Here is a 13,307-nt window from a genome sequence, read left to right on the forward strand (position 1 = left end):
GTTTGTTCCACGCAATGGCGGGAATTCGTGTGGGAAGTCGCTCGGCAGCATCTGACTGGGGACGAGCCGGGTACAGTGGTGATGATTTCATACGGTTTTCAGGAGGTTGGCATGGAGCGCAAACAGTCCGTGGTTGTCATCGGCGGAGGGCCCGCCGGCTTGACAGCGGCATGGGAACTGGTCAAGGACGGCGGCGACGAGCGCTATGACGTCACTGTGCTGGAGGCCACCAACGCTTTTGGCGGCATCTCCCGTACGGTCCGACACAACGGCAACCGCATGGACATCGGCGGCCATCGGTTCTTCTCCAAGGATGACCGGATCATGGACTGGTGGAAGGAGGTCCTGCCCCTGCAGGGTGCGCCCTCCTATGACGATAAAAAACTCGGCCGTCACCACGACCTGGAGCCCGGCGGCCCCGACCCGGAGAAGACCGACCGGGTCATGCTCAAGCGTCACCGCGTCTCCAGGATCTACTGGAACCACCACTTCTTCGACTATCCCATCTCCTTGACGCTCAATACACTCAGAGCCATGGGCTTCAAGCTGACCACGCAGGCCGGATTCAGCTACCTGAAGTCCGTCGTCCACAAGCTGCCCGAAGACAATCTGGAAAACTTCTATATCAACCGCTTCGGTCGCAAGCTCTACTCCATGTTCTTCGAGGGCTACACCGAAAAGCTTTGGGGCCGTCACCCCCGCGAGATCAGCGCCGACTGGGGCGCCCAGCGGGTCAAGGGGCTCAGCATCATGGGCGTGCTCAAGAACGCCTTCCAGAAGCTGCTGCCCAAGAAGCGCGACGCCCATCAGGTCGAGACCAGCCTGATCGAGGAGTTCTGGTACCCCAAGCTGGGTCCGGGGCAGCTCTGGGAGACCGTGGAGCGACGCAATGTGGAGCACGGAGTCCACGTGATCACCGATGCCCGTGTGATCGGACTGACCCAGCAAGACGGCCACATGACCGGTGTGGTCTATCGCAACGCCGATGGCAAGGAGGTGACCCTGAAGGCTGACCAGATCATCTCCTCCATGCCCATCAAGGACCTGGTGGAGGCCATCGCCCACGAGGAGCCCTCCACCGACAAGGAGATGGTCAGGGTGGCTCAGGGCCTGCCCTACCGTGACTTCGTAACCGTTGGCCTGCTGGTCCGGCACCTGCGCATCCGCAACACCACCTCCATCAAGACCCTGGGCGACCCGCCCATCGTTCCCGACTGCTGGATCTATGTGCAGGACCCAGGCTACAAGATGGGCCGCATCCAGATTTTCAACAACTGGAGCCCCTACATGGTCAAGAATGTGGACGGCACTGTCTGGATTGGCCTGGAGTATTTCTGCAAGGAGGGTGATGACTTCTGGAGCATGAGCGATCAGGAGACCACTGACTTCGCCATCAAGGAGCTGACCCGGATGGGCATCATCAACGGACCTGCCGACGTGCTGGATTCGCACCGGGAGCGGGTGGTCAAGGCCTACCCGGCCTACTTCGACACCTACGCCCAGATGCCCGAGCTGGTCAATTGGCTGGACTCCTTCGGCAACCTCTACTGCGTGGGCCGCAACGGGCAGCACCACTACAACAACCAGGATCACTCCATGGCCACATCCATGGAAGCCGTGGCCAACATCAAATCGGGGCGTACCGACAAGTCCAACGTCTGGAACGTCAACACCGAGAAGTCCTACCACGAACAGAAGTAGGCAGGCCACGGCCTTCGTTTCCCTTCAAGCCTCCGACCGCAGGGCCGGAGGCTTTGTCATTCACGACAGGGCTATAGCTGGCGCCTTCAGGGGCAGGCCCAGCAGCTGCGAGAAGAAGGCCACGCTTTCGCGGACACGCTGGCGGACCAACTCTCTGATCTGCGGATGACCTGCCGCCCCTCTGCCATTGCTGACGATGGATGAGAGCCCGTCGGCCATCAGCCACGCCACAGTACGGGTGCCGGCTATTTGGATCAGCTGGGTCTGCGGCAGGTCGCCCCGATCCAGCCAGCGGTCCAGGGCCTTGGTCAAGGGGTCGATGATCTGCCTGACGAAGCCCTCCATCACATTGCTGTTGGTGCTCAGGTAGTTGTACCAGTTGGCCTTATCTGCGAAGATGACATCCATCTTCCAGATGGCCCTTATCAGGTGCGGGCAGATGTCGTCCAAAGCCTCTTGAACGCTCAGGTCAGGATTCTGCAGAATGTCGACCACATTGTCCACGTAGGAGGCCAGGTAGGTGCGCACGCAGGCATCTATCAGGTCGTCCTTGGATTTGAAGTAGTAATAGAAGACGCTCATGCCCACGCCCTTGCCGTGGTTCATGGCGTGGATTACATCGCGCAGGGAGGTGTTCGCAGCGCCTTTGCGGTCGAAGACCCGCATGGCGGTGGTTACGAATTCGCTCCGCCGTTGCTCACGCAGAGATGATCGATCATTCATACGCCCAGTCTAGAGGCTTACCCATGAATTTCTGGACACGCAGGCCGATTCTTGCACCCGTCGGCCGCACGTTGTAGGCTTATGGAAGTTCGATAAGCCGAGTCGGCATCGAATTTTCATGAGCGGTACCCCCGCACTATTCTCAAGCTATTTGCCTAGCCTAATTAGGCATAGCGAAGGAAAGGCATTACAACAGTGGCAACAAGCCAAGATATTCATTCCATGAAGCTGCCCGAACTCAAGGAATTGGCCAGGCAGCTGGGGTTGCGCGGTATTTCCGGCATGCGCAAGCCTGTCCTGATCGAGACGATCGAGGCGGCACGCTCGGGCGGCAAGGCCCCTGAGGGAGTAACCGTTGGTAAGCCCAAGGCTGCGGCCGCCGTGGCCAAGGGGGGCCAGGCCGCCGATCAGCAGCAGCCGACAAAGCAGGAGGCGAAGTCCTCCGCGGAAGGCGGACCGGAGACCACGGATACCAAGGAATCCGAGGAATCCAAGGACGATCGTCCTGTCGGAGACCTCTTCGATGTTTTGGGCATTGACGATCATAAGAGCGGCCATAGCGAGCGCCGGACCCGCTTCCCCCATACGGTGGCCGACGAGGAGAACGTGGTCATATCCCGTCGCCGTCACCGCAACACGGATTCATCCCGAGGCTCCCACACCAACCGTGGTCGGAGCGAGCGGGAGCATGATGATGAGCGCGCAGGCTCCGGTTCCGGTTCTGTGCGCAATCTGGACGACATTCTGGCGGCACTGCCCTCACGGAATGACCGGCCCCGTCGACGCAGCTACGAGGATCGCGGCGAGGAAGGCCGTGACTACCGTCATAACGGCTATGATCGCCGGAACCGGGGCGATCGCAATGACCGCAACGATCGCAATGACCGGCGCAACCGCAACAACCATCGCAGCAACGGCCGGGATCGTGACTATGAGCCCAGGGAGAACTTCAAGCCCGAGGATCTGGTCCCCGTGGCAGGCATTGTGGATGTGCTGGACTCCTATGCCTTCGTTCGCACCTCCGGTTACCTGCCCGGCCCCAACGACGTCTACATCTCCATGGGCCAGGTCAAGAAGTACGGCCTGCGCAAGGGCGATGCCGTGCACGGCTCCATCCGTCCCCCCCGCGAGGGCGAGCACCGCAATCAGCGGCAGAAGTTCGTTCCTCTGCAGGCCATCGACACCATCAACGGTATGAGCGTGGAGGAGGCTGCAGGACGGCCCCACTTCAACAAGCTGACCCCCCTCTATCCGCAGGAGCGCATGCGGATGGAGACCCAGCCCAAGAACATCACCGGTCGTCTGATCGACATCGTCGCCCCCATCGGCAAGGGCCAGCGCGGTCTGATCGTTTCGCCGCCCAAGGCCGGCAAGACCTTGACCCTGCAGTCCATCGCCAACTCCATCACCGCCAACAATCCCGAGGTGCACCTGATGGTGGTACTGGTGGACGAGCGGCCCGAGGAGGTCACCGACATGGAGCGCACGGTCCAGGGCGAGGTCATCTCCTCCACCTTCGACCGCCCTGCCAGCGATCACACCACCGTGGCCGAGCTGGCCATTGAACGGGCCAAGCGCCTGGTGGAGCTGGGGCAGGATGTGGTGGTCCTTCTGGATTCCATGACCCGCCTGGCCCGCGCCTACAACATCTCGGCCCCCGCCTCCGGCCGTATCCTCTCCGGCGGCGTGGACGCGCAGGCCCTCTATCCGCCCAAGCGCTTCTTCGGCGCCGCCCGCAACATCGAGAACGGCGGCTCTCTGACCATCATCTCCTCGGCCCTGGTGGAGACCGGATCCAAGATGGACGAGGTCATCTTCGAGGAGTTCAAGGGCACCGGCAACATGGAGCTGAGACTGACCAGGGATCTGGCCGATAAGCGCATGTTCCCCGCCATTGACATCAATGCCTCCGGCACCCGGCGTGAGGAGCTGATTACTGCCCCCGAGGAGCTGGCCGTGGTCTACCGGCTGCGTCGCCTCCTGGGTGGCATGGAGACCGAGCAGGCCTATCAGACCCTGGTGCCCAGGCTGAAGAAGACCGCCACCAACCGGGACTTCCTGGCTGCCATCAACCAGTCCATGCTGGCGCAGAAGTGACTTGGGTCTGACGCCTGACATGTTTATTGGGCCCCATCCGCGATTCAGTTCGCGGGTGGGGCCCAATGCATAAGCAGCGCCGAAACAAGACAGTCGTTTAGGACCATGATCTATTCGAAGCCTGTCAGCCCTGGTTCTTCATAGATTCGTCTTCGCTCTGTCATGCTGTCATCTCGTTTTCCCGCCGCTGGAATCTGGCAGCCATAGCGGCTCCCACGGTCAGCAAGCCAGCCATGACCAGCAGGATTATGCCGGTGCTGCCGGTCAGGGGCAGGACGGCCAACTGATCGTAGGTGTAGGGCAGGGTCTGATCCTGCTGGTCCACGCCGACCAGGCTCCAGTGAATGACCGTATCCACCTGTCCGGGCCTGTAGCGTGGAGTGAGTGCCAGCCAGGCGCCATTCTGGTACTGCGGTGTTCCTTCTGCAGACAGTCCCGCGAAAGTTACCGCTTTGACCAGGCTTCTGATCACAACGGCCTGTGGCGTCTTGCTGTTCAGGTTCGCCCCGGACTGGTCGTCGCCTAGCTGGCCCGCATCGTCGGCGCCCCATCCGTAGGCCAGGCCGTCGGAGCCCAGGGCCAGTGAGCTCGGGTCGCCCGTGCTGACGGCAGTGAAGCTGAAATCTGCAGGCGCATCCTTGGGTTCGGCCAAGAATGCAGGATCCGCGCCTTCTGCAACATTGCTCCAGGTCAGAATCCGCCCGTCGGAACTCAGCGCGGAGGATTCTCCGGTGCCGGCACTGATCTGTGTAATGGCAAATCCGGTCGGCAGTCCGTCGGGAAGGGTCAATAGGGCAGGGGTTTTCTTGTTCTCGCCCTTGACCTGTCCCCAAGCCCAAATGCGTCCTTGGGAATCCAGGGCCAGAGCCTGGTGGTCTCCGGCGCTGATGGCGCTCATCTCGCCCGTCAGTCCTTGAACGGCAGACGGTGTGGGGTTGGCGCCGTCGGCATTGACCGGCAGGCTGGGATCGCCCAGCTGGCCGGAATCATTGGTGCCCCAGGCGTAGACTTGTCCATCCACGGTCATGGCCAGTGAATACCGGCTTCCGGCGCTGATTGCCGTTATGGTCGTCGGGATTCCGGTCACCATGGCAGGGCTGGTTCGCCCGTCTGGCGAGACGGTATCGCCACCGGCGTTATCCAGGCCCAGCTGCCCGTACTGGTTGGCACCCCAGGACCAGACTCGTCCCTGGGAATCCAGAGCCAAGGCATGTCCGCCGCCTGCACTGATGGACCGGATCTTGGCCGGCAGGCCGGGTACAAGGTGGGGCCTGCTTTGGGCGTCCAAGGTGGAGTCGCCCAGCTGGCCGACATCGTTGTTGCCCCAGGCATAGACCTTCCCATCGGAGCCTAGGGCCAGGCCATAGTCACCGCCTGCGCTGACCTGGGTGAAGACGAAGTCTGCCTCCGCCTTCTCGGGCTTGTCCACTCGGACCGGCATGGTGCTGGCGTTGCCCTTGGCGATGTTCGCGTTGCCCAGTTGGCCGTTGTTGTTCTTGCCCCAGGCGTAAGCCATCCCATCGGAGCCTAGGGCCAGGGACCAGTGGGAACCGGCACTGACCTGGCTGAAGCGAATGCCCCGCAGGGCCGGCGGCGTCAGGGTGATCTTCGTTCCGCCCATCTCGGTTCCATGGTCTGGTGTCATGGTCCAGTTCTGACTCTCAGGGCTCCAGTGGGCCTTGAGCGTCATGGAACTGGTGACTGGCTTGGAGAAGTCGTAGGCGGTCTTGCCTAGGAACCAGCCATCGAAGCGATAGCCGGCCTTGGTCGGATCAGTGCCGGGACGAACTGCCCGCTCTCCCGCTTCCAGACTCTGGCTGGGTGGCGCCGGTGAATCGCTTTGCGACTGGAAGGTTACGGTCACCCCGCTCGACAGGTAGCGGAAGGGCAGGTGGACCTGGGTCTGTTCTTGGTCGTTCAAAGTCCACGCCAGGGCCACATCCACCAGCCCTGGGGCGTGCGGCGGGGTGGTAGCCGTCCAGGTCCCGTTCTTTTGCGCCTTCATTCCGGTGGTGATATCCGTTGTGTCGAATTTGAGTCCGGTCAGTTTTGCCGGCCAGGGGAAGGCGACCGCGGAGGGCCGGTTATGGCCGGCATCGCCGCTGGTGCCCTGACCCAGCTGGCCCTCGTCGTCACGTCCCCAGCTGTAGGTCAGGCCGTCGTCGCAGATAGCCAGGTTATACTCCTCGCCAGCGTCGATGCTGATCCAGTGTCGGCCGGCAAGTTTCGGATCCTCCAAGCGTTCCGGAGTGGTCTGGGGGCTGTCTGCTGCAGAGGTCCTGCCGTCGCCCATTTGTCCGTAGCTGTTGTCGCCCCAGGCCCAGATATTGCCGTCGGAATCCAGAGCCATGGCGTGGCTAAGATAGAAATTGCCGCCGCTAGTGATGGCAGTGATTCTGGTCCCCTGCGGGAAGCTGACCTGGACCGGGTCTTTGAATATATCGGTCTTGCTGGGGCTTGACCCGTTGCCGATTTGGCCGGCTTTATTCATACCCCAGGTCCAAACCCTTCCCTGGTCATCCAGGGCCAGGGTGTTTGCGAAGCCGTTTGCAATGGCCACCACATGGACCTTGTCAAGGCCGTAAATCTTGATCGGCTTATCGTTACCAACGACCGCGCCGGCGGATGGGTCCAACTGGTGGTCAAGGTTGCTTCCCCATGACCATACCGTGCCAGCGTCGTCCAGAGCCGTGGAGTAGTTCAGTCCGGTCTGTAGGGCGACGATTTTGTGTTTCTTGTCGAATCCCTGGATGAGGCTGGGCTTGTAGTCGCATGTGTCGTCGCAATCGTGGTGGCCGGTCTCTCCTTCGCTGCAGGAGCCCCAGCCATAGACGTTGCCATCTGATCCTAAGGCCAGGGTGTGGTTGTAATTACCGTTGACGGCCTTGTAGGTGAATCCGGCCGGCGCCCCTTCAGGCAGCATCACCTTGACCAGATATTCTGAGTAGTCATGCATACCGCTGTCAGCCACATTGGGGTTGCCCAAGGTCTTCAGATAGTTGTACCCCCAGGACCAGAGGGTGCCATGGTTGTCCAGGGCCATGCTGAAGAACTGACCAGCGTTGACGCTGACGAACCGAAAATCCTTGTCATTGCGGGCCTCTTCGGGCCTAGGCACCCTTATGGGTGTCGACCTGTTGACAATAGTGCCATCGCCCAGCTGACCAGCACGGTTAAAGCCCCAGGCGTAGACGTTGCCATCCGACCCTAAGGCCAGTGAAAGCCGGATGCCTGCACTGACCTGGCTGAAACGGACACCGGAGGGTGGAGGCGGGGTAAGGGTCACTCCGGTGCCTCCTGATTCTGGTCCCTCCTGCGGCTGCATGGTCCAGGTCTGGTCGGCGCGGGCCCACTTGGCTTTCAGGGTCAGGTCCGCGTGCACAGGAGCGGAGAAGTCGTAAGCGACCTTGCCCGCGAACCATCCTTCGAGGACGAACCCTCGGCGGGTGGGTTCAGGACTGGGGCGCGTAACCTGGGCGCCATCGACCACAGTCGAAGTTGTCGGAGCCACGGACTGCATGTTGTAGTCGAAAGTGACCGTGTGGCTGGTGGCATTCGATGGGGAAGAGGCGGTTGAGGTCGGCTCCGGGGAACCTGCGGTGCCGGGCGAAGGCGAGGACGGCGAGGTGGGCGATGTGCTGGCAGCAGGCGCTGATTGTCCTGTTGCCGTCGCACGAGAGCCATTGGCCAGGGTGGGAATGCCGGATGGCGATGATGACGGACCGGGGGAAACCGAGGGAATCTGTCCGGGAGTATTGGCTCCAGTACCAATTGCTCCAGTTCCCTGAGTTGCGACTGCGGTCCCGTTGGATTCCGGCGCTGCCTGGCCAAACTGCAGGCCGAGCATGCTGCAGGCGACCAGGACGCAGCATAGACTGACGAGCACTGTGACGCGACGACTACGTACCATCTTCATGTGAGGCATCCTCCCCCATGCGTCCGGCACTTGCCTAGGCAGGTGTAGGCGAACGAGACTCTCCCCAAGAGTCAATAATCCCATCCATTACAATAACACCAGTGTCACAGTGGTGGCAGGGCATGGCGCAGTCGCCTGGAGTGCTTGATTAGACTGGTGTCTTATGAGCGATGCGAAAATGGAAACAGTGATCGATGATCAGGCGCAGGGCGGGGGTCCACGGGCCCAGGCCGCCCGCCAGGTGGAGGAACTGCGTGCCGATGTGGACACCATCGATGCCGCCATTGTCGCCATGCTGGCCGAGCGGTTCAGGGTGACCCACCGCATTGGGTTGCTCAAGGCCCAGGCAGGATTCGCCTCGGCAGATATGCACCGGGAGAGCACACAAGTAGCTGCCTTGCGAGACAAGGCTGATGATTACGGGCTGGATCCTGATCTGGCCGAGGCCTATTTGCATCTGGTGGCCGACGCTGCCAAGCGCGACCACGAGCGGTTGGCCAGCCAGGCCAATTCACGCTGATGTGGCTTAAATGCACAATCTTGCCGGCGCTGCGAACTGGTCGGCGCCTGAGCTTCTTGGCCGATATGGCGATCAAGGCGTCAGTCTTGCCTTTGCTGCCTGTGAAATTATGGAGCTCAAGAGGGATTTGACCTTATTCATAGAGGGTAGATTCATAGTGGGGTAGTGGGGTGGTCCCGTTGTACTTGGGGGTTGGCGGGACCACCCTGTGTCGGGATTGTTGAGTGTGCTCCCGACTTTCCTTACTCGCGTCAAGAATGGTAGTGGGACGCCTTCAGGTTCACATGATACCGTGGACTTTTTGGCTCATGCGATGTCGTTTGGCGGCCAGTCCGCTGCTAGCAAGCATGAGTCCGACTAGAAGAGCGGTCATGATGCCTTGCTGCCCAGTCAGGGGAAGAACCCCTAACTGTATGTATTTGTAAGTGTTAGTGGTGTCGTCCGGTTCCGCGGAACCATTCAGGGTCCATGCAATGGTGACAGTGACTTCTTCAGGTGCGTGCCAGGGAGTGGTGACCAGCCAGGTGCCATTGTGAAGATCAGTAGGAGTGCCTGGGCTGGGGGTCTGTCCGAAAGTGACGCTTTCAGCTTTGGGCTCGCCAGGGAAGATAGCCTTTACGGGGGTATTCATATAGGTGGAAGGGTCGTCCCATATAGATGGGTCGCCATGCTTTTTGTTGCCGAGTTGACCGGAGCTGTTCTGTCCCCAAGCGTACAGCTCGCCATCTTCGCCGATCCCCACGGTGTGGTATCCGCCTGCTTCCAGTCTGTTAAATGCGTGTCCGGCGAGAGTCTGAGGAGATGACGGGCTGGTAGTAATGACATCGTTAGCCCGCCACGAGGTGCTGTTTCTCCCATCGCCTAATTGGCCTGACGCGTCCAGTCCCCAGGTGTACCACTTCCCGTCGGTGCCTTCGAGAGTGGAATGATAGTAGCCAGATGCAATGCGGGTTGCGGTGACATCGGAAGGCAGCTTGACCGCTGTGGGTTTGCTCAAGCTTGCCTTGGTATAGTCCCATATGGAGGAAGCGCCCGTGCCCATACCCAGCTGACCTGAGCTATTGAGCCCCCAGGCCCAGACCTGTCCTGTGTTGTCCAAGGCCAGCGAGTGGTAGGCTCCTGCGGCGAGCTGGGTGATTCGGGTGTTCCCATCCATTGAAACGCGCGTCGGCACGCTCTTGCTTTTTGAGTTAAGACCAACAGCCCCGGCATTCTCGCCATTGCCCAACTGTCCCGTTCCGTTCAGTCCCCAGGTCCAGACCTTGCCTGTGTCATCCAATGCCAGTGAGTGGTATGCTCCAGCGGTGTTTTGCGTGAATTTGACTCCGGTGGGTGACTTCACTTTAGTTGGGACCTTGGCAATGACCGTATTGTCATCTCGGTCCGATCCCAGATGTCCGTCGCCTAGCTGACCTGCACCATCCAGTCCCCAGGCCCAAACCCCGCCCTGTTCATCCAAGGCCAGGGAGTGATAGTAGCCGGCGGCAATCCGTGTAAATCGGACACCCATTGGCATTTGGACTTTTACAGGAGTGGTACTGTTGACTGAATCGTCTGTGGTACCCGAACCGCTTCGGCCGTCTCCTAGCTGTCCCGAACCGCTTCGGCCGTCTCCTAGCTGTCCCGAACCGTTCATCCCCCAAGCCCAGGCTTGTCCAGAACTGTCCAAGGCCAGAGAATGCAAACCTCCCGCGCTGACGGCGATGAAACGTACCACCTGGGGTGCTGCGACTCTGGTAGGCGTGTCTCTTAATGCGGAATTGTCTTTTGAACCAGCACTGCCGATTCCAAGCTGGCCCTTAGCATTCGATCCCCACGAGTACAAGGCTCCATCGCTGCCAAGGGCCAAGGAGAAGGCATCACCGCCGCTGACCTGGCTGAACTTGATGCCTCGGGCAGCCGGAGGTGTCAAGATCACATTGTCACCGCCAGTTGTTGCCCCTTGCTTGCGATCTGTGCTCCATGATCCATCCCCCTTAGTCCAATGCGCGGCCAAGGTCATATCACTGACCACAGGATCAGCGAAATCGTATGCGACCTCATTTAAAAACCATCCGTCAAATAGCCAGCCTGCTCGGACGGGATCGGAAACAGGGCGAACTGCCTGCCCGCCATCGTCAACCCACTGGGATGGAGGCGCGGATGAATCTTCGCTGGTCATGAAGGTGACCTTGTGCTTGGTGGCAGAGAGGTAGCGGTAATCGAATTGCTCGGTTGGGCGGGTTCCCTCCATACTCCAGTCAACATCCAGCTTCACCAGTCCCTCGGGGTGGGCAGGTGATGTTATCCTCCACGTCCCATCGGCTTGTCTGGATGGGATGGTCGTACTGGGTATCCCATCAAATTTGGCACCGGTGATACGTGCTGGTTCCGGGAAGAGCACTGGGTTTGGATGGGAAGTGTCCTCTTCCTCGCTGGTATCATCCCAGATCCCGCCTTGAATCGTATTTCCATTGCCTAATTGGCCAGAGGCATTGTACCCCCATGAGTATGTCTGCCCATCGCTGCCAAGAGCAATAGAGTGTGAGTATCCAGCACATATCTGGACGGCATGGATGTTGTTGGGCATCTCCACCTTGTTCGGCTTGGCGACGCTGACTGAATTGTCGATATAGTTGCTCCCGCTTTGTCCGTTGCCTAGTTGGCCAGAGCCATTGAGTCCCCAGGCCCAGGCTTGACCTGCCTCGTCAATGGCTGTGGTGTGGTAGGCGGTGGCGTTGATTTGCACGAACCTGGTGCCGATTGGTGACTGAACTTGAACTGGTTTGTTTGTATCCGCACTTGTGCTTTCCGCATCCCAGATTCCTTTGCTGCCCTTAGCGCCGTTGCCTAGTGCGCCTGAACTATTCAGTCCCCAGGCCCAAGCCTGTCCTGTGTTGTCGATTGCTAGGGAGTAGTAGGCTCCGGCACTAATCTGCTTTATGACGACTGTATTCGGTAACTGCGAAAGGGTAGGAGTGGGGGCGTTGACGCTCCCATCCATATAGCTGGTGCCATTCTTTCCGTTGCCGATTTGGCCTGATCCATTCAGTCCCCAGGCCCAGACCCTGCCCTGTTCATCCAAGGCCAGGGAATGGAACCAACCGGTGCTGATGGCAGTTATTCGGGAGTCGTCGGGAATCCGTATCTGAACAGGTTTGTTCTGTACCGGATTGTTCTTGTCTCCCGCCCCTGTTCCCAGTTGACCGGCATTGTTGAGTCCCCAGGCCCAGACCCTGCCCTGATCGTCCAGGGCCAGCGATTCTACCCCTCCGGCGCTGATATGGGTGAAGTGAACTCCAGTTGGCATGACTACCTTGGTGGGCTGATCCTTGTCTGCGGTATTGTTGAAATTGCTAGTGGCGCTTGTTCCGGGATCAACGCCGATACCCAGCTGTCCTGTTCCGTTCAGTCCCCAGGCCCAGGCGTTACCGTCGTTGTCCAAGGCCAGGGAGTGGTAGAAGCCGGCGGAGACTTTCGTAAAACGTATATTGGCTGGTGACTGGATCTTGACAGGCGTTGCCTTACTGGCGCTATTGTCCGTATAGCTTATGTTCTTATTCCCAGTAGCGTGTTGACCGTTGCCTAGTTGCCCGGAGCCGTTGAGTCCCCAGGCCCAGGTGCTTCCGTCGGATGCCAAGGCCAGGTTGTGGTATGCTCCTGCACTGATCTGGCTGAAGCGTATGCCTCGAGGCTGAGGAGGCGTCAGGGTCACCTCGGTGCCTCCTTGGGTGCTTCCGTGGTCTGGATTCATGCTCCAGATGCCCTTGACTGGTGTCCAATGAGCTGTCAGAGTCAGATTTGATGTGACGGGCTGGCTGAAGTCATAGGCAACATCATTGTTGAACCAGCCATCGAAGGCGAAGCCCTGACGGGTGGGGTCAGCCGGGCGTTTGGCATTTTGCCCGCTTTGTGGGTTTTGCGTTTCAGGCCCAGGCGAACCGCCTGCCGTATTGAACGATACTTGGTAGCTGGATTCGATTTGCGGGACTGGAGCAGATCGCATACTCAAAGGAGAAGGGGACGATAGAGTCGGGGATGATGGAAATGGCGAGTATGAGTTCAGTTGCGAGGAGGATGGTGAGGGGATAGGAGATGATGTCGGAAACGAATGGGTGGTTTTATCTTCGGTTCCAGCTTCAACATTATTAGGATAATAAGGTATACTTAACTTCGACCCCCCCCCCCCCTGATTCTCATATGAACTTTGTTCTTGGGAAGCGGGAGCAAAATCCTGAGCCGCGTTAGCGCAGGTCAAACCAGCAACAGCGCATAGGCCGAGCGTGGTCAATACCGTGAAAACGCCGCGAATAAGCTGTTGCTTCCCCATGAGTTCCTCCTCCAAGGCACAGACCAGCCCAAAATCCCCGA

6 protein-coding genes are annotated in these 13,307 nt (G+C 59.6%); 3 read left to right on the forward strand and 3 right to left on the reverse strand.

Translation table 11 applies throughout. From position 1 onward, the window contains the following. Positions 1-111 precede the first annotated feature (111 nt). The gene (locus H3V04_RS07685) at positions 112-1,701 is read left to right on the forward strand and encodes an NAD(P)/FAD-dependent oxidoreductase (protein ID WP_198187881.1); all 1,590 of its coding nucleotides are present in this window, start codon (positions 112-114) and stop codon (positions 1,699-1,701) included. Between the two features lie 60 nt (positions 1,702-1,761). Here the strand turns inward: H3V04_RS07685 and H3V04_RS07690 are convergent, their stop codons facing one another. Next, complete coding sequence (locus H3V04_RS07690; RefSeq protein ID WP_198178339.1) at positions 1,762-2,424, reverse strand: TetR/AcrR family transcriptional regulator; 663 nt, start codon at positions 2,422-2,424, stop codon at positions 1,762-1,764. A 222-nt stretch (positions 2,425-2,646) separates the two neighbouring features. On the opposite strand from H3V04_RS07690, the gene rho reads away from it, so the two are divergent. Beyond that, positions 2,647-4,521 (forward strand): transcription termination factor Rho, encoded by a 1,875-nt coding sequence (gene rho / locus H3V04_RS07695; protein ID WP_232342627.1) that lies wholly within the window; start codon positions 2,647-2,649, stop codon positions 4,519-4,521. Positions 4,522-4,681: 160 nt separating this feature from the next. Here the strand turns inward: rho and H3V04_RS07700 are convergent, their stop codons facing one another. Next, positions 4,682-8,437 carry an InlB B-repeat-containing protein gene (locus tag H3V04_RS07700; protein ID WP_198187885.1) on the reverse strand — a complete coding sequence of 1,252 codons (3,756 nt, stop codon included), beginning with the start codon at positions 8,435-8,437 and terminating at the stop codon, positions 4,682-4,684. A gap of 163 nt (positions 8,438-8,600) precedes the next feature. On the opposite strand from H3V04_RS07700, the gene H3V04_RS07705 reads away from it, so the two are divergent. Then, complete coding sequence (locus tag H3V04_RS07705) at positions 8,601-8,957, forward strand: chorismate mutase (protein WP_198187887.1); 357 nt, start codon at positions 8,601-8,603, stop codon at positions 8,955-8,957. 280 nt (positions 8,958-9,237) lie between these two features. On the opposite strand, the gene H3V04_RS07710 is transcribed toward H3V04_RS07705, so the two are convergent. Continuing rightward, the gene (locus tag H3V04_RS07710; RefSeq protein ID WP_198187889.1) at positions 9,238-13,266 is read right to left on the reverse strand and encodes an InlB B-repeat-containing protein; all 4,029 of its coding nucleotides are present in this window, start codon (positions 13,264-13,266) and stop codon (positions 9,238-9,240) included. Positions 13,267-13,307: the final 41 nt, after the last annotated feature.

It is taken from the genome of Bifidobacterium sp. M0353 (assembly GCF_016100645.1).
Lineage (GTDB): Bacteria > Actinomycetota > Actinomycetes > Actinomycetales > Bifidobacteriaceae > Bombiscardovia > Bombiscardovia choladohabitans.